Raw genomic sequence first — 25127 nt, forward strand, 5'->3', positions numbered from 1 at the left:
CGGCCGGCCGGTCACCGGGCGCCCCGGAGCCGGGCGGGCGCCAGCCGTTCGAGGAGTTCGAAGAGGCCCTCCACCAGCAGCGCGAACGCGGCGACGAGGACGGCTCCCGCGACGACCATGGGGGTGCTGGCGAGGTTGAACCCGGCGGTGATGATCCGGCCGAGGCCGCCGCCGCCCGCGAGGGCCGCGATGGTGGCGGTGGCGACGAGCTGGACGGCGGCGATCCGCACCCCGGTGAGCACCAGGGGCAGCGCCAGCGGGAGTTCCACCCGGAACAGCAGCTGCCGTCCCGTCATGCCCATGCCCCGCGCGGCCCGGACCACGTCCCGGTCGACCCCGCGCATCCCCACGTACGCGTTGGTGAGCAGCGGGGGGATCGCGAAGAGCACCAGCGCCACCACGGTGGGGCCCTCCCCGTACCGGCCGAGGGGGGTGAGCAGGAGCAGGACCAGCACCGCGAAGGTGGGGACGGCCCGGCCCGCGTTGGCGAGGTTCACGGCGAGCGCCCCGCCCCGTCCGAGGTGGCCGAGGACCAGCGCCACCGGCAGGGCGATCAGACAGCTGACGACCAGACAGACCGCGGTGAGCACGGCGTGCTGGAGCAGCCGGTGCCCGATGCCGTCCTCGCCGGACCAGTGCGCCGGGTCGGTGAGCCACCCCCAGGCTTCCGTGAGCGTGTCCAGGGCCGTCTCCCCGGGTCAGGCGCCGCGGGCCCGGGTCCAGGGGGTGAGCAGCCGTTGCACCCCGAGCAGCAGGAGGTCGGCGGCCACCGCGATCACCACGCAGAGCACCGAGGCGGTGAGGACCTGGGCCTTGAAGTAGGTGTTCATCCCGGAGTAGATGAGGTTGCCGAGGCCGCCGAAGCCGACGATCGCGCCCACGGTGACCAGGGAGACGGCGGAGACCGTGGCGATCCGCAGCCCCGCCATGGACGCGGGCAGCGCCAGCGGCAGCTCCACCCTCAGCAGCAGCCGGACCGGTCCGAAGCCGAGGCCGCGCGCCGCCTGCCGGGTCTCCTCGGGGACGGCCCGCAGCCCGGCGAGGACGTTGCGGACCAGCAGGGTCAGCGAGTACAGGACGAGTCCGGTGACGACGAGGGAGGCGGAGAGCCCGTACACCGGCAGCAGCAGCGAGAACATGGCGAGGGACGGGACGGTGTACAGGACGGTCGTCACCGCGAGGACGGGTCCGGACGCCCAGCGCCAGCGGCGGGCGACGACGGCCAGCGGGACCGCCACCACCACCGCGATCAGCACGGCGAGGAAGGTCAGCCGCAGGTGCTGGAGCACCGCGTCGGCCAGGATGTGGCTCCGGGTCGTCAGATACGCGCCGCAGATCCACTCGTTGCGGGCCAGGCAGTCGTCCGGGGGCACGGTCATCTGGCCATTGCAGCGCGGGCCGGGCGCCGTCGCCCGGTGGGCTGGGCCGTCCGGGAGGCGGCGCGGACCGGGCTCACCCGTCCGGGTGGGCCGGGCACGCGGGACGGGTCCCGTCCGGGAGGGGACGCGGCTCGCCCGTCCGGGTGGGGGCTGGGCGGGTCGGACCAACGCAGGCGCGGCGGACCGCGCGGACGGGAACGGATGGCACACCGGTGGGCCGGGCGTCGGCCCCCTGAGCGAGAGGTTCCGCCGTGCCCGCGAGTCCCGTCCGTCCCCGTCCGCCCGCCCGCCGGGCCTCCGGGGGCCTCGCCGCCGTCGTCTGCTGCGCCGCGCTGCTGGTCACCGGCTGCTCCCCGGACGGGGCGCGGCCCGTCCCGCGTGCCGTGTCCGGCGGCGACGACAAGGAGGACGCGTCGCCGCGCGTCCCCGCCGGTCCCTCCCCCCGTCCCCCGATCGAGGGACGTCCGGGGGCGGGCGGTGAGAGCGCGGCGGTCCCCGGGCTGGGCCCCGCCACCCGGGCCCGGGTCCCGGCGCGCGCCGCCCAGGCGCTGGTGGTGACCGGCACCGGGCGGGACTCCAGCGCGAGCACGGCCGCCCTGCACCAGCGGGACGCGCACGGCGTCTGGCGGGCGGTCGCCGGGCCCTGGCCCGCGCACAACGCGCTGCGCGGCTGGACCGACGAGCACCGGGCGGGCGATCTGCGCACCCCGGTCGGGGTCTTCGGGCTCGGGGACGCGGGCGGTCTGCTGCCGGACCCGGGGACGAAGCTGCCCTACGACCGGGACGACCGGTTCGGCGACTCGGGGACGGGGTTCCTGGACGAGTCGCTGGAGGGCTCCTTCGACTACGTCCTCGCCATCGACTACAACCGGGTGCCGGGCACCTCCCCGCTGGACCGGACCCGTCCACTGGGACTCGGCCGGGGCAGCGGGATCTGGCTGCACGTGGACCACGGCGGGCCGACGAAGGGCTGTGTGTCCCTGCCGCGCGGCCGGATGCGGGAGCTGCTGCGGCTGCTGGACCCACGGCTGCGGCCGGTGGTGGTGATGGGGGACGCCGGGTCGCTGCGGCGGTGAACGCGGGGCACCGCGCCGGAGCGGCGTCCCGTCCGGCGCGGTGCCGCGCGGGTCAGCCGGTGCGCAGCACGGTGCCCCGGGCCTCGAACTCCAGCACGGACTCCACGCGCGCCGTCGCCTTGGAGCCCACCTCACGGGCGAGCAGGTGCAGCGCGCCGTCGATGCCGGAGGTGATGCCGCCCGCCGTGACGAGGTCGCCGTCGTCGACGACCCGGGCGGTGTGGACGTCGCAGCCCTGCTCCCTCAGGTAGGGCTGGGCGCCGGTGTGGGTGGTGCACGGCCGGGTGCCGACCAGGCCCGCCGCGTGCAGGAGCACCACTCCGGTGCAGATGCCGTAGAGGGCCGGTCCACCACGGCGGACCGCCGCGCGCAGCCGCTGGGCGATGACCCCGCTGCGGATCTCCGGCCAGATGCCGGGCCGGTTACGGTCCTGGAACCCGCCGCCGGGGACGACGATGACGTCCGTCCCGTCCGGGTCCCACCCCTGGGTGACGTCCACCCGGGTGCCGAAGGAGAGGGTCACCCGGGCCGGGGAACCGGCGGTGACCAGCCGGACCCGGACCGGGTTGCCGAGCGCCCGGGCGAGTTCGAACGTCTCGAAGGGGCCGAACACGTCGAGTTCCTCGACGCCGTCGAACATCACGATGTCCACGCGCAGGGGGTCGTCCTTCCCCCGGGGCCGGTCCGCCGCGCGGGCGCCGGTGGCCGTGCCCGCGGCGGCGGTCGCGGGGCCCGCTCCGGCGACGACGCCCGCGCCGAGCGCCGCCCCGGCGGCCGTCGCGAGCGCGTTCCTACGTCCGATTCCGGTCACGGAACCTCCAGATGGCGATGGGGGGCGGCGCCTCTCGGCGGCACCCGATGGGTGTGTCGTGCCAGTGGTCGCGCCCCTTCTCCGGCGGGTTCCGGCGGACGCCGGACCCGTCCGTGACGGAGGGGCGCCCGGCACCACGGGCCGAGCGACCGGATCCCGCTGGCCGGGAACGACCGGAATGCGGCTGGAACGACCGCTGTGCGGACCGGTAGACAGCCGGTAGACGATCGAGGGTCCCGGTGATCCGCGCGGGGGGAGTCAGGAGTCGGGTTTCGTGCTCTTCGGAGTCCTGGGCGGTATCGAGGTGTGGACGGCGGACCGGGTGTCCGTGGACGTGGGGCACGCGCGGCAGCGGTGGGTGCTCGGGGCCCTGCTGATGGACGCGGGGCGGGTGGTCACCGCGGACGCCCTGGTGGACCGGGTGTGGGGGGAGCGCGCGCCCCGCCGGGGCAGGGGCGCGCTGTACAGCTATGTGTCCCGGCTGCGCGGGACGCTGAACGGCACCGGCGCGGAACTCGTCCGGGAGACCGCCGGGTACCGGCTGCTGGTCCCCCGCGATCGGGTGGACGCGCTGCTGTTCCGGGACCTGGTGGGGCGGGCCAGGACGCGCGCGGCGCCCGGGGAGGCGGCCGAGCTGTGGGAGGAGGCGCTCGGGCTCTGGCGGGGCGAGCCGTTCCCGGGCGCCGACACGCCGTGGTTCAACGCGCTGCGGGAACGGCTGGACGGGGAACGGCTGGCGGCGCGGCTGGAGCTGACGGACGCCCGGCTGGCCCTCGGAGAGCACGGCCGGGTGCTCACCGACCTGTGGGCGCGGGCCGCCGCCCATCCGCTGGACGAACGGGTCACCGCGCAGCTGATGCTGGCCCTGTACCGCAGTGGACGCGCCTCCGACGCGCTGGCCCACTACCGGTCGCTGGCCGGACGGCTCGCCCGGGAACTGGGCACCGATCCCGGGCCCGGGCTGCGACTGCTCCAGCGGCGGGTGCTCACCGCGGACCCGGCGCTGGACTTCGTCCCGCCCCCGGGCGCCGACAGCACGGGCATCGGCGCGGACGCGGGCACGGCGGTGCGTCCGGCTCCGGCGGTGCGTCCGGCTCCGGCGGCCGGGGTCCCAGCGGCCCCGGACCCGGTGGGTCCCGTGAGCGCCGGCGGTGGTCCCGGCGGCGCGCACGGCGCCGCCGGGGGCGTCGGCACCGCCCCGGGTCGTGGTCCGGGGCACACCGGGCCGGGGGATGCCGGGCCGGGGGACGCCGCCGCTCCGGACGGGGAAGACCGGGCCGGGGACGGACGCCGGGGCGGGCACGAGCACCCGGACGGGGACCGGCCCCGGGACGGCGACGGAAACAGGGAGGGGGAAAGGGAAAGGGACGGTGTCGGGAACACGGGCACCGTCTCCGCCGCCGGGCGGGCCGACCCGCCGGTGCCCCGTCAACTGCCCGTCCATCCGAGGGGGTTCGTCGGCAGGGAGTCGGAACTGGCGCGGCTGGGAAGGGCGGTGGACGGCTCCGGGGTGCCGGGCGGCCCCTCGGTGATCTCCTCGATCGCCGGGACCGGTGGCATCGGGAAGACCTGGCTGGCACTGCGCTGGGCGCACGACCACCTCGACCGGTTCCCGGACGGACAGCTCTACGCCGATCTGCGGGGCTTCGCCCCGTCGGGGGACCCGGTGGCGCCGGAGACCGTGCTGCGGGGCTTCCTGGTGGCCCTCGGGGTGGACCCCGCCGCCGTGCCCCCGACCGCCGACGCCTGCGCGGGGCTGTACCGGAGCCTGACCGCCGGACGGCGACTGCTGGTCGTCCTCGACAACGCCCGGGACGCCGCCCAGGTGGACCCCCTGCTGCCCGGCGGCACCGGCTGCACCGTCCTGGTGACCAGCCGGGACCGGATGACGGGTCTGGTCGCCGGGCGCGGCGCGGTGCCGCTGGCCCTCGGCGTCCCGGACCCGGGCGAGGCCCGGGCGCTGCTGGCCGAACGGCTCGGCGCGGGGCGCGCCGGGGCGGAGCCCCGGGCGGTCCGGGAGATCACCGCCCTGTGCGGGCGGCTCCCGCTGGCGCTGGCCATCGTGGCCGCGCGGGCCGCCGCCCACCCCGGCTTCCCGCTGGCCGCGATCGCCGGGGAGCTGCGGGCGGCGCACGGCAGTCTGGACGCCTTCGAGGGCACCGACCGCACGGCGGACGCCCGGGCGGTGTTCTCCTGGTCGTACCGCACGCTCGGGGAGCGGGCGGCGCGACTGTTCCGGCTGCTGGGGCTGCATCCGGGCCAGGACATCGCGGTGCCCGCCGCGGCGAGCCTGCTCGGGGAGCCGGTCCGGGACACCCGGGCGGCCCTCGCCGAACTCGGCACCGCCCATCTGGTGACGGAGCACGCGCCCGGCCGGTTCACCCTGCACGACCTGCTGCGGGCGTACGCCGCCGAGCTGGTGGCACGCCACCCGGACGGGACGGACCAGCCGGACGGCACAGGCGGCACGGACGGCGCGGGCGGCGCGGGGGAGGCCGGGGCGGTACGGCGGGCGGCGGTGCGGCGGCTGCTCGACCACTACACCGTCTCGGCGCACGCGGCGGACCGGCTGCTGGCCCCGCACCGCGATCCGCTCGCCGTCACCGCCCCGCTGCCGGAGGTCACCCCGGTGGACCACCCCGACCACGCGGGGGCCCTCGGCTGGTTCGCCGTGGAGCACCGGGTGCTGCTGGCCGTGGTGGAACTGGCCGCGCGCACGGGCTTCGACCACCACGTCCGGCAGCTGGCGTGGGCGCTGACCACCTTCCTCGCCCGGCGGTCGCTGTGGTCCGACCTCATCGCCGCCCACCGGCTCGGCCTCGCCGCCGCCGAACGGCTCGACGACCGTCCTTGGCAGGCCCAGGCGCACGGCGAGATCGCCCTGGCGGAGGCGGAGTCGGACCGCCCGGACGACGCCCACCACCATCTCGCGCTCGCCCTGGACATGTACCGGGAGCTGGGCGACACCCCCGGGGAGGCCCGCGCCCGGCTCGGGCTGAGCTGGCTGTACGAGCGGCGGCAGGACCTCGCCGGGGCGCTGCGGGAGGACCAGCGGGCCCTCTCCCTGTTCCGGGCGGCCGGGCACGAGGCGGGCGAGGCGCGGGCGCTGAACGCGGTGGGCTGGGACCACGCGCAGCTCGGGGACCACGCCCAGGCCGCCGCGTACTGCCGTCAGGCGCTCGCCCTCCAGCGCAAGCTGGGGGACGTGCGGGGCGAGGCCAACACCTGGGACAGCCTGGGCTTCGCCCACCAGCGCCTCGGGGAGCACGCCGAGGCGGCCGACTGCTACCGCCGGGCGCTGCGGCTGAACCGGGAACTGGGGCACCGCTTCAGCGAGGCGGAGGCGCTCTGCCACCTCGGGGAGCTCCAGCAGGTGACCGGGGATCCGGCGGCGCGGGCGACCCTGCGGGAGGCGGCGGCGATCCTCGCGGACATCGGGCACCGGGGCCCGCTGCTCGCCCGGATCGCGGACGCCCTCCGGGCGGCGGGCGAGGAATGACGGTCCGTCAGGGACGTGGGGTGCTCGGCAGGCCGCGCCAGAAGCCGAGGCGGTGTTCCCGCGCGTAGTCGACCGGGCCGGTGCGGTCCGGGGCCAGGGACTGGGTGTACGGGACGCCGGGGCCCGGAGCGTAGCGGGGCCAGTCGGGCAGTCCGGGGCCGGTCGGCGCGCCGGTGCGGGCGAAGGCGGCCCACTGGTCGGTCATGGTGTCCGAGAGCCGTAGCTGGGCGGGGGTGAACAGCGGCCGGGCCGCCTCGTCCTCGAAGAGGTACGGGGTGTCGCCCGCGTGGAACGCGCCGAAGTCGAAGTCGCCGGGGAACGGCAGGTACATCGGGGCGTCCCGGTCCGCGAACTCGTAGGCGTACACGGGGGTGCGGCGGGCGAGCGCGGTGTGCTGGGCGTGGGTGCCGAGCGCCCACATCCGGTCGGTGACCACCGTCGACCAGGCCAGCGCCGGGGAGGGGAAGTCCCTCAGCGGGTAGGCGGCGCGCACCCGGGGCGCGTCGGCGCCGAACGCGGTGCGCAGGGCGGTGGTGTAGTCGTCACGGGTGAAGGGCGTCCCGACCGCGTCGTAGCGCATGCCGACGAAGGTGCGGTGCTCGTCGAGGGTGGCGCCGGACAGCACCGGCACCCGGTGGAAACGGCCCTCGCGCAGGGCCTTCGGGGGGAGTTCGGGGAGGGTGGGGGTGCCGTGCGGGAACGCCTGGAAGACGTTCATGACGGACGGCACCTCCAGGATCCGGGCCACCGGCAGCGCCCGCAGACAGCGCAGCCGTTCGGCGTCGGGGCCGCCGCAGCCGAGCGGGGCGGTGATCTCGGCGCTGACGTCCTCCAGTTCGCGCGCGGTGCGCCACACGTACCAGCGGTAGCCGGGGACCTCGGGTCCCATCGCCCCGGCGGGCATGTCCATCATGCCCTCGCCGCTGGCGAGGACGGCCCGGTCGAACAGACCGCGCGCGGCGGGCGAGGTGAGGTGCGCGGTGACGGCGGCGGCGCCGAAGGAGGAACCGGCGACGGTGACCCGGCCTGGGTCCCCGCCGAAGGCGGCGGCGTTGGCCCGCACCCAGCGCAGCGCGGCCTGCTGGTCCTGGAGTCCGAAGGTGCCCGAGCCCTCCAGCCCCGGATGGGCCAGGCCGCCGAAGACGCCGAGGCGGTAGTTGACGGTGACGACGAGGACGCCCCGGTCGGCCAGCCGCCGTCCGTCGAAGAAGGCGCCGCCGCCGACCGCGCCGTCGCCGTGGATCCACACCAGGACCGGCGCGGGGCCCGTGCTCCGGCCGTCGGCGGGCGCGGTCACGTTGAGGACCAGGCAGTCCTCCTCGGTGCTGGCGATCGGCGCGTAGGGCGACGGGACCTGCGGGCACAGCGGCCCCGGCCGGGTGGCGTCCCGGACCCCGGGCCAGGGGGTCACCGGGCGGGGCGGGGCCCATCGGTGCTCCCCGGTGGGCGGGGCGGCGTAGGGGATGCCCTGGTAGAGGCGGTGTCCGGCGGTCCGGGTGCCGCGCACCCAGCCCGCCTCGGTGCGGACCGGATCACCGGCGGGCGCGTCGGCGCGGTCCGGGGTCCCGGTGGTCCCTCCCCCGCTCCGGGGCCCGGCGGCCGCCGGGGGCGGCTCTTCCCGCGCGGCGGCCGGAGCGGCGGCGCACAGCAGGGCCAGCGCGGCCGCCACCATCCACCGTCGGCGGGGCCGCCGGGCGGTGGGCGTCCTCATACGGCCGTCCTCGGCGTCATGCGGCCATCCTCGGCGCCCGTCCGCCGGTCGGCACGCCGGACGCCGCCGGTCGGCGGTGGTCGGCGCCGGTGGCGGTGGGGCCGCGCCCCCACGGGCCGCCCCGGCGCCCCGCGCCGCCCCGGTGTCAGCGGGTGCGTTCCGCGCCCCACAGCGGCAACCGCTCGAAGAATCCGACGGCCTCCGCGCGCCAGCGCGGACGCCAGCCGGCCGCGAGCGCGGACGCCTCCCCGGCGGTCCGGTGGATCTCACCGCGCAACCGCTCGTCGACCCGGTGGCGCCGGGCGATCTCCTGCACCCGTCCGACGGTCTCGTCGGAGCAGACGGGATCGGAGAGCGCGGCCTCGACCACGTCCCGGTCCCGGCCGTCCACCGCCGTCAGCAGGGCGCACACCGCGTAGCTCCTCCGGCCCGCCCGCAGGTCCCCGCCGACCGGTTTGCCCGTGGCCCGGGAGTCGGCGAACAGGTCGAGGTAGTCGTCGCGCAGCTGCCCGCTCACCCCGACCAGCCGCGCGTACCGCGCCAGTTCCTCCTGGTGGTCGGCCGGGTCCTCGCCCGCCGCGATCAGGCCCATCCGCAAGGGGGCCAGCACCGAGTAGCGGGCGCTCTTGTAGTCGGACACCAGGTCCAGCCGCTCCCGGTCGGGCACCGGCCCGAAGTCGCGCTCCAGGTCGAGGAACTGCCCGATGACCGTCTCCGCGCCGGTGGTCGCCTGCACGGCCGCCAGCGCCTGTCGCAGCTCCCGGGGGACGGGCGCGTCCAGCAGCACCCGCACGGAGAGGAAGGCGGCGAGGTCCCCGGCCAGGACGGCCAGGCCCAGCGCCGTCCGGGGACGGTCGGGGAACCGCTCCCGGTAGGCGTAGTACACCGACGGCGCGCCCCGGCGCGTGGGCGAGTCGTCGATGATGTCGTCGTGGATGAGCCCGTGCGTCTGGAGCAGTTCGATGCTGAGCGCGGCCTCGTCCAGGGCGGGCACGGGCCCCGGCGCGACCAGGCGCGCGGCCTCGTGCAGCAGCGCCACCCGCAGCCGCTTGCCTCCGCGCAGCGACATGTCCCGCACCAGGTCCAGTGCTTCGGCCGCGAACCGGCCCCGGGGAAGCCCCTCCCGGGCCAGCGCGTCGAAGTACCCGGCGAACAGCGCGTCGAAACGGTCGCGGTACCCGGCGAGCCGCTCGGGAACACCGGCCGCGCTCTCCACCGACATCAAGGACACCCCCGGGACACGGTCGGTACGACACGGGGCCGGCAGCCGACCGACGCGAACAGACCCGCCCCCAGTATCTCCGGCCCCCGGCAGCCGCCGTGCCAGGGCGGGTTCCGTGCCGAGGCCGTCGAGTCCGGCAGCGCGCCTTGGGTCCGGGGACGGACCGGAGGGCGTGCGTCGGGTGCGGACCTGGACCTCGTTCCGGACCCGGCCCGTGTCGTGCCATGCTCCCGTCATGACTGATCATCAACACGGGGTCTCCGTCGTCAGCTGGCCGGATCAGGCCCCTTCCGCCAAGGGCGGGCTGACGGATCTGCTGGCGGCCTACCATCTGCGGACGCAGGCCGAGAAGGGCGAGGCCGTCGCCGGTGTGGAGGGGTTGCCGGACCGCTACCGGGCGGAGATCGCGGAGCCGGAGGCCGTGTTCGCCGACGACGTCGTGCTGCTGGCGCTGAGCGGGGACACTCCGGTGGGCTGTCTGGTGGTGACCGCGTCCGTCGACGGGCGGTGCGAGGTCAAGAGGCTCTGGACGGACCCGGCGTTCCGGGGGCGGGGCGTAGCGTCCGGCCTGGTGGGCGCGGCGCTCGCGCGGGCCGCGGAGAGCGGTGTCGGCACGGTGCGGCTGTCGGTGTGGAAGTGGCGGACGGGCGCGATCGCCCTGTACGAGCGGCTCGGATTCACCGTCACCGGGTCATGGGACGAGCGGGACGGGCTGGTCTGCATGGAACGGGCCGTGTGAGGCGTCACCGCCGTGCGTCGACGACCGCTCCGGAAGGCTGTGCGTCGACGGCCGCTCCGGGAGACGGCCTCCGAGGCCCGGCCGGGGAGGCCGTCCCCGTGAGGCGTCCCGCCACGCCCCCACCGCACGGTCCGGGACCGGGCCGGAGCGGAACCCCGGTGGAGTACTAGGGTCTCGCGTTATGCGATTCGGTGTACTGGGCCCGCTGCTGGTGCTCACGGACGACGGGCGGCCGGTGGCGGTGCCGGGGCTGAAGGTGCGGACGCTGCTCGCCGACCTCCTCGCGCACGAGGGCCGGGTGGTCTCCGTGGACCGGCTGATCGACGACCTGTGGGGGGACGCCCCGCCCGCGCGGGCGGCGGCGGCGCTCCAGGTGCGGGTCTCGCAGCTGCGGCGCGCCCTGGAGGAGGCCGAGCCGGGCGCCCGGGAGCTGGTGGTGTCCCGGGCCCCCGGGTACGCGCTGGAGGCCGGGCCGGACGCGGTCGACGCCCGCCGGTTCGCCCGGCTGCTGGACGGGGGCCGCCCCGCCGAGGCCTTGGAGCTGTGGCGGGGCGCCGCGTACGCGGACTTCGCCGATCTGCCGTTCCTGGGGCCGGTGGTGGCCCGGCTGGAGGAGGCCCGGCTGACCGCCGTGGAGGACCTCACCGAACGGCGGCTGACGGCGGGCGAACCCGTCGACGTGGCCGAGCTGGTGGCCGGGCACCCGCTGCGGGAACGGCTGCGCGGGTCGCACATGCGGGCGTTGTACCGGGCGGGTCGGCAGAGCGAGGCCCTCGCCTCCTACACGGAGCTGCGGACGCTCCTCGACGAGGAGCTGGGGCTCGACCCGTCGCCCGCCCTCGCGGAGCTGTACGGCCGGATGCTGCGCCAGGACCCCGCGCTCGACGCCGCGCCCGCCGCCCGTCCGGCCGGGAACCTGCCCGCCCCGGTGAGCGGGCTGATCGGCCGGGACGCGGCGGTGGCGGAGGTGACCGGGGCGCTGGCGGAGCACCGGCTGGTGACCCTCACCGGCTCCGGCGGGGTCGGCAAGACCCGGCTCGCCCTGGAGGTGGCGCGCGGGCTGCGCGACACCTGTCCGGACGGGGTGTGGCTGGTGGAACTCGCCGCGCTGGACCGGGCGTCCGGGTCCCTGGCGGAGGCCGTGCTCGCCGCGCTGGACGTCCGGGAGGGGCCGGGCCGGGCCCGGGACCAGCTGGTGGCCGCGCTCGACGGCCGGTCCCCGCTGCTGCTGCTCGACAACTGCGAGCACGTGGTGGAGCGGGCCGCGGACCTCGCCGCCGACCTGCTGGCGTCCGTGCCCGGACTGCGGGTCCTGGCGACCAGCCGCGAGCCGCTGGGCGTGGCGGGCGAGGCGCTGTGGCAGGTGCCCCCGCTGACCCCGCCGGACGGGACGGATCCGGAGGCCGTGGGACGGTCCGACGCGGCCCGGCTGTTCCTCGACCGGGTCCGGGCGAGCGCCCGGGGGTTCGTCCTCGACGCGTCGAACGCGGCGGCCGTCGCCCAGCTGTGCCGTCGGCTGGACGGCATCCCGCTGGCGCTGGAGCTGGCGGCGACCCGGGTGCGGGCGCTCGGCGTCGAGGAGGTCGTGGCCCGGCTCGACGACCGGTTCCGGCTGCTGGCCGGGGTGCACCGGGGGGTGCCGCCGCGCCAGCAGACCCTGATGGCGGTCATCGACTGGAGCTGGACGCTGCTGGGCGACGAGGAGCGGCTGGTGCTGCGCAGGCTGGCGGTGCACGCCGACGGCTGCGCGCTGGCCTCGGCGGAGGCGGTCTGCGCGGAGCCGGGCGTCGACGTCCTGGACGTGGTGGCGCGGCTGGTGGACCGGTCGCTGGTGACGGTGGTGGACGGTCCGGCGGGTCCGCGCTACCGGCTGCTGGAGTCGGTGACCGCGTACTGTCTGCGCAGACTGGAGGACGCGGGCGAGACGGACCGGATCCGGGCCGCGCACCTCGCGCACTACGCGGAGCTGGCGGTCACCGCGGACACCGCGCTGCGGGGCCCCGAGCAGGGCCGTTGGCTGACCCGGCTGGCCGCCGACTCGGCCGAGCTGCGCGCGGCCCTGGCGGTGGCGCCCGCCGGTCGGGCCGTGCGGCTGGCGAACGCCCTGTGCTGGTTCTGGTTCCTGCGGGGACGGCTCGGGGAGGCCCGCCAGGAGCTGCGGTCGGCGCTGGAGCGGGACGCGGAGGCGGCGGGCGGCCCCACGGCGGCGTCCGCCGACGAGCGGGCCCGGGCGCGGGCCTGGTACGAGGGGTTCGGGCTGCTGCTGGGCGAGGGGGGCGACCCGGCGGTGGCCGGGGAGATCGAGGACCGGGGCGAGCGGGCCCGGGCCCGGCTGTTCCTGGCGATGGGACCGCTGGACATGCCCTCGGCGCGGGCCCTGGTGGACTCGGCGCTGACGGACTGTCAGGAGGTGGGCGACACCTGGGGCACGGCCCTGGCGCTGAGCCGTCAGGCCCGGGACGCGTTCACCGTCCGGGACCAGGCGGAGCTGGAGCGGACCAGCGGTCGCGGCGCGGAGCTGTTCGCCCGGCTCGGGGACGGCTGGGGGGTCATCCAGGCCGGGGAGTGGCGCGGCGGACTGGCCGAGATGCGCGGCGAACCCGACCTGGCCGCCGAGTCGTTCGAGCGGGACCTGCGGGCGGCCGAGACGCTCGGGCTCTGGCCGGACGTGGTGCGTCGGCTCGCCTGGCTGGGGTGGCTGGCGATGGCGCGGGACTCCTACGGGCGGGCCGTGGAGTACGCGGAGCGGGCGTTGCGGCTGGCCGGGGAGCAGGGCTACGCGGAGGGGCTGGTGTTCGCGCGGATGACGCACGGGTTCGCGTCCCGCCGGGCCGGTGACCTGGACCGCGCGGAAACGTCCCTGCGGGAGCTGGTCGACAGCGCCCCCGACACCGGCGAACCGCCGTTGTTCCTCCCCAGCACCCTGGTGGAACTCGGGCACGTGTACGAACTGAGCGGCCGTCCGGAGCGGGCCGTCGCGGTGCTGCGCCGGGCGTTCGCGGCGGCGCGGACGGTGGGCGACCCCCGGACCACGGCGGCGGCGGTGGAGGCGGCGGCCCTCGTCGTGGCGCCCGACCGGGCCGCCGTGCTGCTGGGGCTGGCCGCCGCCGCCCGCGCCACGGGCTCCCTGCCCACCGCCGCCCCGGAACTGCGCGAGGCGGAGCGGGCCGAGCGGCGGGCCAGGGCGGCGCTGGGCACGGAGGCGTTCGACGCGGCCTACGCCCGGGGGCGGACGCTGACGTTCGACGACGTGGCCGTGGTGTGGGGGTGGGGACCGGAACCCGGCACCGGACCGTCCGGCGCGGACCCCGTCTGAACGGCGAGGTACTCGTCGAGGCGCTCGAAGTACTCCAGCCACCCCGCGCGGACCCGGGCGACGTGCTCGGCGTCGGTGTTCACCCCGCGCTGGTGGAAGCGCGTCAGGGTGCGGGGCGCTCCGGGTCCGGGGAGCCGTTCCAGGAGCAGGGTCGACAGGAACGCGGGTTCCGTACCGGGCCGGTCCACGTCCCCGGTGGTGAACGTCAGCCGCCGGGGGGCGTCCACCTCGCGGTACCACCCGCTCAGGAGGGCCTCGAAGCCCTCCTGTCCGACCAGCGCGGCGCGCCAGCGGCCGCCGGGCCGGACGTCCAGGGCGACCCGTTCGACGGGGGTGGTCAGCATCCGGGGGCCGAACCACCGGGCGAACCGCCCGGGTTCGGTCCAGGCGGCGAAGACCTCCTCCCGGCTGGCGGCGGTCTCACGGACGATCTCGTAAGCGGTGGGGGGCATCGGCCTGTTCCTCCCGGACGGCGGGCGCTGGGTCGTTTCGCACCCTGCCCTCCCCCGCTTACGGTCCCCCTCCGGTCCGCTTACGGTCCGGGCCGGGGCCCGGCCCGCCAGGGTCAGGGGGTGTCCGACACCCGGTACGCCGCCCCGTCGCGGGTCCGGGTGAGGCGTCCGGTGGACACCAGGTCGCGGCGCAGCCCGGCGCAGTCGTCGTGGACGGTGCGCAGCGCGTCGTTCACCTCCCGTTCGGTGTAGGCGCGGTCGGGGGTGAAGAGGCGTTCGACGAGGTGGTCGAAGAGCTGGTCTCGCCGGGCGGCGCGGCGGGGGACGGTGGTCAGCCTGCCCCGGGAGAAGAGGTCCTCGACACCCCGGGTCCGTACGGTCGTGTGATCGTTCATGCGGGTCAGCGTGGCCCGTGCGGGGGTGGCGGGGCAACGCGTTTTCCCGGCCGGACCGGACCGGAACCGGACTCGGACCGGGGCCGCAGACGGCAGACGGCAGACGGCAGACGGCAGACGGCAGACGGCAGACGGTCAGTGGACCGAGAGGCCGCCGTCCACGAAGAGGGACTGGCCGGTGACGTAGGCCGAGGCGGTGGACGCCAGGAACACGGCGGCGCCCGCGAAGTCCCCGGCGAGGCTGTTGCGTCCGGTCATGGTGCGGGCCGCGAGGGCGGCCACCCGTTCCGGGTCGCTGGACAGCCGCGCGTTCAGCGGGGTCATCACGAACCCGGGGACCAGGGTGTTGGCGGTGACGCCGTGCGGTGACCACGCCTCCGCCTGCGAACGGGCCAGCGACTCCAGGGCGCCCTTCGACACCCCGTAGGCACCGCTGTCCACGAAGGCCCGGTGCGCCTGCTGGGAGCTGACGTGGATGATCCGGCCGAAGCCGCGCGCGGCCATGCCGGGACCGAACCGCTGGCCCAGCAGGAAGGGCGCCTCCAGGTTGACGGCCATCGTCCGGTCCCAGACCTCTTCGTCCAGGTCGCCCAGCGGGGGCCGGAGGTTGATCCCGGCGCTGTTGACCAGGATGTCGGGCTCCCCGAACACGGCGGCGGCCCGCTCGGCGGCCTCACGGGTCCCGGCCCGGGTGGCGAGGTCGGCGCTGACCCAGGCGGCACGGCACCCGGCCGCCGTCAGCTCCTCCGCCGTCGCCCTCAGCTCCGTCTCACGGCGGGCCACGAGCACCACCCGGGCCCCGGCCCGGGCGAGCGCCTCCGCGACGGCCCGGCCGATGCCGGAGCTGCCCCCGGTCACCACCGCCACCCTGCCGTCCAGGGAGAACAACTGCGACAGATAGTCCTGTGAGGTCATCCCCGCACCCTAGAACGCGTCCTCCGCGCCGCTCCCGCCGGGGACGGGCCGGTGATCTCGGGACGATCGGCCCTGCCCCCGCGCCCCGGCGTCCGGAAGGCTGGGGGAACGGGAGCGGTAGCGTGACCGCTCCGTACCGTCACGAGGAGGCAGGACACATGACCCGCGCTATCGCCGTCGGGGTCGACGGTTCACCGGCGAGTGGGGCGGCCGTCGACTGGGCGGCCGGGGAGGCGTCCCTGCGCGGCCTTCCGCTCCGGATCGTCCACGCGCCCTGGTGGGAGCCGCGCGACTTCCCGGTGCTCACCGACGACGTCCTGGACCGGGCCGCCGAAGCGGTGCTGTCCGAGGCCCGGGAACGGGCCGTCGAGGGGCGGCCGTCGCTGGAGGTCACCACCGAGGTCCTGGCGGACGCCCCCGTGCCCGCGCTGCTGCGGACCGCCGGGGAGGCCGGAACCCTGGTGCTCGGCTCCCGGGCGCAGGGGGCGCTGCTCGGCTTCCTGCTGGGCTCGCACGGTCAGCAGGTGATCGCGCACACCACCCGGCCGGTGGTCTCGGTGCGGGCGTCCGGGGACGACGGGGCGCCCGGGCGGACCGGCGAGGTCGTCGTGGGTCAGCGGGGAGAGGCCCGGGACAGCGATCCGGCGCTCGGCTTCGCCTTCGAGGCCGCCGCCGCGCACGGAGCGCCGCTGCGGGCGGTGCGGGCCTGGCACCTGCCGTCGCCACACGCCTTCGGGCCCGAGTTCCTGCGCCGCTCCGACGCGGCGGGCGGGCCGGAGGCCCTGGAGCGGAAGGCGCTGCGGGAGGTCCTCGCGCCCTGGCGGGAGCGGTTCCCCGGGGTGGAGGTGGTGGAACACGTGGAGATGGGCAGCGCCGGGCAGGTGCTGCTCTCGGTGGCGGGCGGGGCCCGGCTGCTGGTGGTGGGACGCCGGGCCCGGTACACCCCGACCGGCGGGCTGATCGGCTCGGTGGCGCACGCGGCGCTGCACCACGCGCGCTGCCCGGTGGCGGTGATCCCGCACGAGTGATGCGGGTCACACACGGCCCGTCCCGACCCTTGGGGGCGCGGGGCGGGCCGTCACGCGCCGGTGTGCCATCAGTCACCAGCCGCCCTGAGGCAGCTTTCAGCCATTTACCATTTGACTGTATTTGAGACGGTAGGTTCCTGAGTAGCATCGCAGCGGCCGGGCCACGGCCCCGCCCCCTACCGTGCCGGTCACCTCCTGGGAGTTCCATGCGTCGCCGAATACATCCCGCCGCCCTCGCGGGCGGGGCCGTCGTGCTCGGGACGGGCGCGCTCTACCTCACCGGACTGCTGGTCACGGCCGAGGAGGCACCCTCCGGGACGAGCGTGCTGGGGGTGGACATCGGGGGGCTCGACAAGGCCGAGGCCCAGCGGAAGCTGGACCGCGAACTGAAGGCCGTCACCACCGCGCCGATCCCGGTGACCATCGGGGACGCCAGCGACCGCGTCTCCCCCCGGGCCGCCGGCCTCACGGTGGACACCGCCGAGACCGCCGAGCGCGCCGCCCGCTCGGGCAAGGCCCCCCTCACCGTGATCGGGAACCTCTTCTCCTCCGACGGCGGCCCGGTCGCCCCCGTGGTCCGGATGGACGAGAAGACCGCCCGGGACGCCGTACAGGGCCTCGCCGAGAAGCACGACCGCACGGTCCGTGACGGCTCGGTCACCTTCGTCAAGGGCGAGCCGAAGACGGTGACCGCCCGCACCGGGATCGCCCTGAACACCGACGGCGCCGTGGACGCGCTGCGCGACGCCTACCTCGAACCCCGCTCCCGCCCGGTCGCCCTGCCCGCACGCGAGAGCGAGCCGTCCGTGACGGCCGCCGAGACGGAACGGGCGCTGCGCGCGTTCGCCCGCCCCGCGATGTCCGCCCCGGTCGTCCTCACCACCGACGAGGGCCGGATCACCCTCACCCCCGCCACCCTGGGCAAGCACCTGAGCCTGCGCCCCGACCGGACGCACCAGCTCAAGCCCGTCCTCGACCGCGAGGGACTGTTCAAGGACCCGGCCGTCACCGCCGCCGTCAAGGCCGTCACCACCGCCCCCCGGGACGCCACCCTGCGGCTGGACGGGGACCGGGTCGCGGTGGCGACCGAGGGGAAGGCGGGCCAGCGGGTCACCTCCGAGGCGCTGCACGAGGCGGTGCTGCCGCTGCTCACCAAGACCGGGGCCGCCCGCACCGGCGAGGTGGACACGGTGCGCCAGCAGCCCGCGCTCAGCCGGGCGAAGCTGCCGGAGCTGGGGCTCACGGAGAAGGTGTCGTCCTTCACCGCGAACTTCGAGAAGGCCGAGTACCGGACCAAGAACATCGGACGGGCCGCCGAGCTGATCAACGGCTCCACGGTGCTGCCCGGGGAGACCTGGAGCTTCAACGACACCGTCGGCGAACGCACCACCGCCAACGGCTTCGTCGACGGCATCATCATCCTCAACGACAAGTACACCAAGGCGTCCGGCGGCGGCGTCTCCACCGTCGCCACCGCCATGTTCAACGCGATCTTCTTCGCGGGCGTCAAGCCCGTGGAGTACGGCGCCCACTCGTTCTACATCGAGCGCTACCCGGAGGGCCGGGAGGCCACCGTCGCCTGGGGCAGCCTGGACCTGAAGTTCACCAACGACTCGGGCAAGGCCCTGCACATCCTGGCCAGTTCCACCGACACCTCGGTGACCGTCACCTTCCTCGGCACCAAGAAGTACGACGCGGTGGAGTCCGTCACCGGGCCCCGGAAGAACATCAAGGAGCCCGGCACCCGGGAGGGCGCCAAGAAGGACTGCCAGGTGCAGACCCCGCTGGAGGGCTTCGACGTCACCGTGGAGCGGGTCTTCCGCAACGACGGCGTCGAGGTGAAGCGGGAGCCGTTCCACACCCGCTACACCCCGCGCGACGAGGTCACCTGCGACTGACCGGACGCACCGCACGGCCCGGTCCGGCCGCCCCGCGTACGGGGCGGCCGGACCGGGCCGTCGCGCGTACCGTGCCGGGCACGCCCCCGCGCGCGGCCGTCGGCGGGACGGGGTGAATCCTTTCCGGGGCCCGTGGCTCTCATGGGTGTGCCGACCACCCGGTGGGCACGGAACCTGGAGGTAACCATGCTCGTCGGTGCGATCGTCACCGGAGCCGTGCTGATGTGCCTGTGTGCGGTCCACGTCCTGAGGCGGCGGGGGCGGTCCCGTGGCTGACCGCGACTGGCCCGGTGAGGGGCTGGTGCGGGCCGCCCAGGCGGGGGACGCCGGGGCCACGGCGGCGCTGGTCACCGGCTCCCATCCGCACGTCCGCCGGTTCGCCCACTCGCTGTGCGCCTCCCCGGAGGACGCCGAGGACGCGGCGCAGGAGGCGCTGATCGTCCTCTACCGGAAGATCGGCATGCTGCGGGCCTCGGGGGCGCTGGCCTCCTGGATGTTCCGGGTGGTGCGCAACGAGTGTCTGCGCCGGGTCCGGGCGGCGGCCCGGCGGGGCTCCGGGCCCGCCCCCGATCCGGGGCTGCCCTCGGCGGAACAGCAGGTCCTGGAACGGCTGGAGGCCCAGTGGGTGGCCGACGCGATCCTGGCGCTCCCCGCCGACCAGCGCCGGGTGCTGGTGCTGCGGGACCTCCAGGGGCTGAGCGGACGCCGGACCGCCGAGGCGCTCGGTCTGTCCACCGCCGCGATGAAGTCCCGGCTGCACCGGGCGCGCGGAGCGCTGCGGCAGCAGCTCGGTGCCACGGGCCCGCTGCCGGGCGGGGACGACGGGCGGCGGGGAGGGCGGTCATGACGGACTCCCCCGCCTTCGCGAGCCGCTCCGTCCCCGTCCATCTGCTGCGCGGGCTGGCCGGGTTCGGCTCGCTGGCGGGCGCGGTGCTGCTGCTCCCGGTGACCGGGGCATGGAGCCTGCTGCTCGCCCCGGTCGGACTGCTCGCCCTGCGCGGCTGCCCGATGTGCTGGACGGTCGGACTGGTGCGGACGGTCTCCCGGGGACGGCTGCGGCGGTCCTGCGGCGACGACGGCCGGTGCGAACTGACCGTTCCCGCGCGGCGGTGAGGCCCGGGCTCCGGGCGTGGCACCCTACGCCCGGAGCACCGCCGTCCGTTCCCGGCGGATGACCGCCGCCACGACCACGGCGTTCCCGGCCCGGACTCCACCGGGGCCGTCCGTTCCCCGATCTCCGCCGCCACGGCGCGGCACCCCGCGCCCGGAGCGCCACCGGGACCGTCCGCCGTCCGTCCGCGCTGGGCCGGAGGGGGGCACCTGGGGCGGGGTCCACCGCCGTGCGGCGTGCCGGACCGGGAAATCCGGCCACGGCTTATAGCTATGTCCCATGCCCGATCTCCCTCGCCCCGGCCGTGCCCCCGGCCCCGGCCCCTCGGTCCCCGGGGTCGCATGGCGGCGCTGATCCTCGCCCACTTCCTGCTCGCGGCGTGCGCGGGGCCGCTGGTGCGGCGGCTGGGGACCTGGGCGTTCGTCCCGCTGGCGGTGCCCCCCGCCGTCACCGTCGGCTGGGCCGTCACCCACTGGGGCGGGGCCGCCGACGGCGGCGCGGTGGACTGGTCGCTGGCCTGGCTCCCCGCGTACGACGTGTGGATCGCGCTCCGGCTGGACGCGCTGGCGCTGCTGATGGTGCTGCTGGCCGCCGGGATCGGGGCGCTGGTGCTGCTGTACTGCGTGCGCTACTTCGACGACGGCACCCCGCTGCTGGGGCGGTTCGCGGGGAACCTGCTGGCCTTCGCGGGGGCGATGCTGGGGCTGGTCCTCGCCGACGACCTGGTGGTCCTCTACGTGTTCTGGGAGCTGACCACCGTCTTCTCGTACCTGCTGATCGGGCACGGCAGCGAACGCAAACAGAACCGCCGCTCGGCGCTCCAGGCGCTGACGGTGACCACCCTCGGCGGACTGGCGATGCTGGTCGGCTTCCTGATGATCGGTCAGGAAGCGGGCACCTACCGGATCTCCGAGCTGCTCGCCGCGCCGCCCGCGCCCTCCACCACCGTGTCGGTGGCCGTGGTGCTGGTGCTGGTGGGGGCGCTGTCGAAGTCCGCGATCTGGCCGTTCAGCGTCTGGCTGCCGAACGCCATGGCGGCGCCGACCCCGGTCAGCGCCTATCTGCACGCGGCGGCGATGGTGAAGGCGGGCGTGTACCTGGTGGCCCGGCTGGCGCCCGCGTTCGCGGACGTCCCGCCGTGGCGGCCGCTGCTGCTGGTCCTCGGTTCGGTGACGATGCTGCTGGGCGGCTGGCGGGCGCTGCGCCTCGGCGACCTCAAACTGGTCCTGGCGTACGGCACGGTCAGCCAGCTCGGTTTCCTCACCGTGCTGGCGGGGGCCGGGTACCGGGACGCGGCGCTGGCCGCCGCCGTCCTGATCCTCGCCCACGCGCTGTTCAAGGCCCCGCTGTTCCTGGTCACCGGGATCGTGGACCGGGTGACCGGCACCCGGGACCTGCGGCGGCTGTCCGGGGTGGGGCGGGCGCTGCCCCTGGTCGCCGCGACCGCCGTGGTGGCGGGCGCCTCGATGGCGGCGCTGCCGCCGCTGCTGGGGTTCGCCGCCAAGGAGACCGCCTTCGAGGCGTTGCTGCACGGCGGGGTCGCCGACCGCTGGGCGCTGGCCGCCGCGACCGTGGGCTCCGCCCTGACCTGCGCCTACACCCTGCGCTTCCTCTGGGGGGCGTTCGCCCGCAAGCCGGGGCTGTCCGACACCCCGGTGCGTCCGGTGGGCGCCCTGTTCCTCGCTCCGCCCGCACTGCTCGCGGCGGCCTGTGCGCTCCTCGGGCCGGGGGTGTCCTGGCTGAACGGGCTGCTGGGCGCGTACGCGTCGGCCTTCCCGGCGCCCGCGCACCCGTACGCGCTGTCGCTGTGGCACGGCCCGGGGACGGCGCTGGCGCTGTCGGCGGCGGCCTGGGCGGGGGGCGCCGCGCTGTTCGCGGCGCGCGAGCCGGTGGTGCGGCTGTCGCGGCGGGTCGCGTGGCCCACCGCCGACCGGGTGTTCGGGCTGGGACTGCTGGGGCTGGAGCGGATCGCCCTCCAGGTGACCGGGTTCTTCCAGCGCGGCTCCGTCTCGGTGTACCTGGCGACGGTGCTGAGCGTGCTGCTCGCCGGGCAGCTGGCGGTGCTGACCGTGGACGAGCCCTGGGCGGGAGCCGTCGCGCCCCGGCTGTGGGACTCGGCGACACAGGGCGCCATCGCCGCGCTGACCTGCGCGGCGGCGCTGCTGTGTCTGCCGGTGCGACGGCGGATGAAGGTCGTGGTCCTCGCCGGGCTGACGGGCTACGGCACCGCGCTGCTGTTCGTGGTGCACGGGGCGCCCGATCTGGCGCTGACGCAGTTCTGCGTGGAGACCGTCTCGTTGCTGGTGTTCGTGCTGGTGCTGCGGAGGATGCCGCTGTACTTCCAGGAGACCATCAGCCGCCGCAGGCTGCTGGCGCGGATCCCGCTGGCGCTGGTCGCGGCGGCGGTCGTGGCCACCGCGATGTGGGTGGTGGCCGCCGCCCGGGTCGCCGAACCCGCGCGCGACGCCCTGGCGGCGGCGACCGCCGACCACGGGGTGAAGGAGGTGGTGGCGACGGTCCTGGTGGAGTTCCGGGCCTGGGACACCCTGGGCGAGTCGGCGGTCCTCGCGGTGGCGGCGGTGGGGGTGACCAGCCTGATCTACGTGCACCGCAGGGCCGGGACGGCGGAGTCCGCGGAGAGCGTGGCGGACGCCGGGAGCGTGACGGGACCGGCGTCCGGGTCCCCGGCGGGGGCGGAGGCGACGGGGCCCCCGGCCGGTCCCACGGCGTGGTCGTACGGCTCGCACTTCGTCGCCCCCGGGCCGGTGGTGGCGCGGGACACCGCCCCGGAACGCACCTGGCTGGCCGCCGGGCGGACCCTGGCCCCCGAACACCGGTCCGTGGTCTTCGAGGTGGTGGCCCGGCTGGTCTTCCACCCCGTGCTGGTGCTCTCCGTCTATCTGCTGATGTGCGCGGAGAACCTGCCGGGCGGCGGGTTCGTCGCCGGGCTGGTGGCGGGCCTCGCGATGACGGCGCGCTATCTGGCGGGCGGACGCCATGAACTGGCCGACGCCGCCCCGGGCCATCCCGGGCTGCTCACCGGACTCGGGCTGCTGCTCTCCGCCTCGGTGGCCCTGCTGGGGCTGGCCGACGGATCGGTGCTGCACCCGCTGACCTACGAGACGCGGCTGCCGGTCCTCGGACACGTCCACCTGGGCACCCCCGTCCTCTTCGACACCGGGGTGTACCTGCTGGTCCTCGGGGTGGTCCTGGACATCGTGCGGGCCCTCGGCGCCCGGGTGGACCGGCAGATCGAACGGGCCGCGCGCGAGGGCGGGGAGGGCGGGGCGTGAGCGTCAGTCTGACCCTGCTGGTGACCGGCGCGGTGCTGTGCGCGGTGGGCGGCGTACTGCTGCTGATGCGGGCCCTGACCCGCATCCTGACCGGCGCGGTCATCGTCAGCAACGGCGTCAACGTGCTGATGCTGGCCGCCAGCGGACCGGCGGGCGCGGCGCCGCTGCTCTACCCGGGGGTGGACCCCGCGCGGATCAGCGACCCCCTGCCGCAGGCCGTGGCCCTCACCGCCATCGTCATCACCCTCGCCACCACCGCGTTCCTGCTGGCGATGGCGTACCGCAGTCATCGGGTCAACGGCACCGACGAGGTCATGGACGACATCGAGGACCGCCGGATCGCGCTGCGCGCCGAGGTGCTGGAGCAGCGTTCGGCGCTGCGGGAGCGGCACGGGCCGCGCGGCCGGGGTCCCGAGGGCGACCGGGACGCCTACCGCGCGGAACGGCGGCGGCTGCGGGAGGTGCTGCGCGAGGACCGGGCGCTCCAGGCCCGGGCCCGGGACGCGTCGGGCGACCTGTGGAACGACATCCTCGGCGAGGACCCCGCCGACCTCGCCGCCCCGGGCCGGACCGAACCCGAGGAGGGCGCCCGGTGAACGCGCTGGTCCCGCTGCCCGTACTGCTGCCGCTGCTGGCCGCCGGGTCCGAACTCGTCCTCGGCACCCGCTTCCCCCGGGCGCAGCGGGTGGTCGGCGTCGTGGTGCTGGGCGCGGTGCTGGCCCTGTCGCTGGCGCTGCTGGTGGCCGCCGACCGGCACGGGCCGCTGGTGGTGCACCTCGGGGACTTCCCCCCGCCGGTGGGCATCACCCTGGTCGCGGACCGGCTGTCGGCGCTGATGCTGACGGTGTCGGCGGCGGTGACCCTGGCGGTGCTGGTGTACTCGATCGGACAGGGCATGGCGGACCGGGAGGAGCAGTCGCCGCTGGCGATCTACCACCCGGCGTACATGCTGCTGGTGGCCGGGGTGTCCTGTACCTTCCTCGCCGGTGACCTGGTGAACCTCTACGTGGGGTTCGAGATCATGCTGGTGTCGAGCTTCGTGCTGCTGACCCTGGGCGGAACGGCAGCGCGGCTGCGGGCGGGGGCGACGTACGTCCTGGTGTCGCTGGTCTCCTCGATGGTGTTCTTCACGGCGGTCGCCCTGACCTACGCGGCGACGGGCACCGTCGGCATGGGGGAACTCGCGGTGCGGCTGGCCGCGCTGCCGCCCGGGGTGCGGACCCTGCTGGAGGCGACGCTGCTGACGGTGTTCGCGGTGAAGGCGGCCGTGTTCCCGCTCGCGGCCTGGCTGCCCGACTCGTACCCGACCACCCCGGCGCCGGTCACCGCGGTCTTCGCGGGCCTGCTGACCAAGGTGGGCGTGTACTGCGTGCTGCGGGTGGAGACCCTGCTGTTCCCGGGGAACCGGCTGGGCGGTCTGCTGCTGGTGGCGGCGCTCGCCTCACTGGTGATCGGGGTGCTGGGGGCGGTCGCCCAGACCGATCTGAAGCGGGTGCTGTCGTTCGTCCTGATCAGCCACATCGGTTACATGATCTTCGGGATCGGGGTGGGCACCCGGGCCGGGCTGGGCGGCGCCATCGTGTACGTGGTCCATCACATCACCGTGCAGACCGCGCTGTTCCTGGTGGCGGGGCTGATCGAACGACGGACCGGGACCACCGAACTGACCCGGGTGGGCGGACTGGCCCGGGCCGCGCCCGCGCTGGCGGCGCTGTTCCTGGTGCCCGCGCTCAATCTGGCGGGCATTCCGCCGATGTCCGGGTTCATCGGGAAGCTGCGACTGCTGCAGGCCGGTGTGGCGGACGGCGGGGGCCTCGCGTACCTGCTGGTCGCCGCGGCCTCGGTGACCAGTCTGCTGACCTTCTACGTGATGGCCAAGGTGTGGAACCTCGCCTTCTGGCGGGCCGCTCCCCCGGGACGGCCCGCCCGGGTCACGGTGCTGGAGGAGACCGACCCGGACGACGGGCTCCCGGACGGCCCCGACGACCGCGACGACCCGGACGACTCCGACGGCTCCCCCGGCCGGACGGACGGTGACCGGGCGGACGGTGACCGGCGGCCCGCGCCCGCCGGACGGGCGGTGACCGCGACGCTGTCCGGACGGTCCATCACCACCACCAGCGACCGGCTGCCGCGCCGCATGACCTGGGCGACCGTCGCCCTGGTGCTGCTGTCGCTCGCGTACACGGTGCTGGGCGACCCGTTCACCGCGCTCACCGAGCGGGCGGCGGCCGAACTCCTGGAACGTTCCCCCTACATCGAGGCGGTGCTCGGCCAATGAC

At 76.1% G+C, this 25127-nt stretch carries 19 protein-coding genes; 11 read left to right on the top strand and 8 right to left on the bottom strand.

Annotation, left to right across the window (positions count from 1 at the left end; genetic code table 11):
• Positions 1 to 11 precede the first annotated feature (11 nt).
• Both ACVWNX_RS01225 and ACVWNX_RS01230 read right to left on the bottom strand, forming a co-directional pair.
• Positions 12 to 683 (bottom strand): ABC transporter permease, encoded by a 672-nt coding sequence (locus tag ACVWNX_RS01225; protein ID WP_454415043.1) that lies wholly within the window; start codon positions 681 to 683, stop codon positions 12 to 14.
• Between the two features lie 15 nt (positions 684 to 698).
• Positions 699 to 1379, bottom strand: coding sequence for an ABC transporter permease (locus ACVWNX_RS01230; RefSeq protein WP_454411955.1), 681 nt, complete (start codon positions 1377 to 1379; stop codon positions 699 to 701).
• Positions 1380 to 1630: 251 nt separating this feature from the next.
• Between ACVWNX_RS01230 and ACVWNX_RS01235 the strand changes: the two genes are divergently transcribed.
• Positions 1631 to 2455 carry a L,D-transpeptidase family protein gene (locus tag ACVWNX_RS01235; RefSeq protein ID WP_454411956.1) on the top strand — a complete coding sequence of 275 codons (825 nt, stop codon included), beginning with the start codon at positions 1631 to 1633 and terminating at the stop codon, positions 2453 to 2455.
• A 52-nt stretch (positions 2456 to 2507) separates the two neighbouring features.
• Here ACVWNX_RS01235 and ACVWNX_RS01240 read toward each other — a convergent pair whose 3' ends face one another.
• Entirely contained in the window at positions 2508 to 3266 is a 759-nt protein-coding gene (locus tag ACVWNX_RS01240) for a DJ-1/PfpI family protein (RefSeq protein ID WP_454411957.1), read from the bottom strand.
• Positions 3267 to 3540: 274 nt separating this feature from the next.
• Here ACVWNX_RS01240 and ACVWNX_RS01245 point away from each other — a divergent pair, with 274 nt between their 5' ends.
• Complete coding sequence (locus ACVWNX_RS01245) at positions 3541 to 6765, top strand: AfsR/SARP family transcriptional regulator (RefSeq protein ID WP_454411958.1); 3225 nt, start codon at positions 3541 to 3543, stop codon at positions 6763 to 6765.
• Positions 6766 to 6772: 7 nt separating this feature from the next.
• Here the strand turns inward: ACVWNX_RS01245 and ACVWNX_RS01250 are convergent, their stop codons facing one another.
• Entirely contained in the window at positions 6773 to 8476 is a 1704-nt protein-coding gene (locus ACVWNX_RS01250) for a carboxylesterase/lipase family protein (RefSeq protein ID WP_454411959.1), read from the bottom strand.
• 145 nt (positions 8477 to 8621) lie between these two features.
• Positions 8622 to 9698, bottom strand: coding sequence for a polyprenyl synthetase family protein (locus tag ACVWNX_RS01255; RefSeq protein WP_454411960.1), 1077 nt, complete (start codon positions 9696 to 9698; stop codon positions 8622 to 8624).
• A 235-nt stretch (positions 9699 to 9933) separates the two neighbouring features.
• Between ACVWNX_RS01255 and ACVWNX_RS01260 the strand changes: the two genes are divergently transcribed.
• Entirely contained in the window at positions 9934 to 10437 is a 504-nt protein-coding gene (locus tag ACVWNX_RS01260) for a GNAT family N-acetyltransferase (RefSeq protein WP_454411961.1), read from the top strand.
• Between the two features lie 181 nt (positions 10438 to 10618).
• Positions 10619 to 13753 (top strand): BTAD domain-containing putative transcriptional regulator, encoded by a 3135-nt coding sequence (locus ACVWNX_RS01265; protein ID WP_454411962.1) that lies wholly within the window; start codon positions 10619 to 10621, stop codon positions 13751 to 13753.
• Here the strand turns inward: ACVWNX_RS01265 and ACVWNX_RS01270 are convergent.
• The 3 genes from ACVWNX_RS01270 to ACVWNX_RS01280 form a co-directional block, all read right to left on the bottom strand.
• Complete coding sequence (locus ACVWNX_RS01270) at positions 13654 to 14205, bottom strand: SRPBCC family protein (protein WP_454411963.1); 552 nt, start codon at positions 14203 to 14205, stop codon at positions 13654 to 13656. The two genes, ACVWNX_RS01265 and ACVWNX_RS01270, sit on opposite strands and share 100 nt — an antisense overlap.
• 113 nt (positions 14206 to 14318) lie before the next feature.
• Positions 14319 to 14600 (bottom strand): DUF2087 domain-containing protein, encoded by a 282-nt coding sequence (locus ACVWNX_RS01275; protein ID WP_454411964.1) that lies wholly within the window; start codon positions 14598 to 14600, stop codon positions 14319 to 14321.
• 135 nt (positions 14601 to 14735) lie between these two features.
• Positions 14736 to 15515 (bottom strand): SDR family NAD(P)-dependent oxidoreductase, encoded by a 780-nt coding sequence (locus tag ACVWNX_RS01280; protein ID WP_454411965.1) that lies wholly within the window; start codon positions 15513 to 15515, stop codon positions 14736 to 14738.
• Positions 15516 to 15673: 158 nt separating this feature from the next.
• Here ACVWNX_RS01280 and ACVWNX_RS01285 point away from each other — a divergent pair, with 158 nt between their 5' ends.
• The 7 genes from ACVWNX_RS01285 to ACVWNX_RS01315 all read left to right on the top strand — a co-directional run bounded on the left by ACVWNX_RS01285 (position 15674) and on the right by ACVWNX_RS01315 (position 25126).
• Positions 15674 to 16543, top strand: a complete 870-nt coding sequence (locus ACVWNX_RS01285; RefSeq protein WP_454411966.1) for a universal stress protein — start codon at positions 15674 to 15676, stop codon at positions 16541 to 16543.
• A gap of 206 nt (positions 16544 to 16749) precedes the next feature.
• Positions 16750 to 18441: a VanW family protein gene (locus tag ACVWNX_RS01290; RefSeq protein WP_454411967.1), complete on the top strand. Its 1692-nt coding sequence runs from the start codon at positions 16750 to 16752 to the stop codon at positions 18439 to 18441.
• A 268-nt stretch (positions 18442 to 18709) separates the two neighbouring features.
• The gene (locus ACVWNX_RS01295) at positions 18710 to 19288 is read left to right on the top strand and encodes an RNA polymerase sigma factor (protein ID WP_454411968.1); all 579 of its coding nucleotides are present in this window, start codon (positions 18710 to 18712) and stop codon (positions 19286 to 19288) included.
• A complete protein-coding gene (locus ACVWNX_RS01300) occupies positions 19285 to 19554 on the top strand; it encodes a hypothetical protein (protein ID WP_454411969.1) in 270 nt (89 codons plus the stop codon). The genes ACVWNX_RS01295 and ACVWNX_RS01300 overlap by 4 nt, the downstream gene beginning before the upstream one ends.
• Before the next feature lie 339 nt (positions 19555 to 19893).
• Complete coding sequence (locus ACVWNX_RS01305) at positions 19894 to 22845, top strand: Na+/H+ antiporter subunit A (protein ID WP_454411970.1); 2952 nt, start codon at positions 19894 to 19896, stop codon at positions 22843 to 22845.
• Positions 22842 to 23441, top strand: coding sequence for a Na(+)/H(+) antiporter subunit C (locus ACVWNX_RS01310; RefSeq protein WP_454411971.1), 600 nt, complete (start codon positions 22842 to 22844; stop codon positions 23439 to 23441). Before ACVWNX_RS01305 ends, ACVWNX_RS01310 begins: the two co-directional genes overlap by 4 nt.
• A complete protein-coding gene (locus tag ACVWNX_RS01315; protein ID WP_454411972.1) occupies positions 23438 to 25126 on the top strand; it encodes a Na+/H+ antiporter subunit D in 1689 nt (562 codons plus the stop codon). Before ACVWNX_RS01310 ends, ACVWNX_RS01315 begins: the two co-directional genes overlap by 4 nt.
• Position 25127 lies beyond the last annotated feature (1 nt).

This window comes from Streptomyces sp. JNUCC 64, assembly GCF_054484115.1.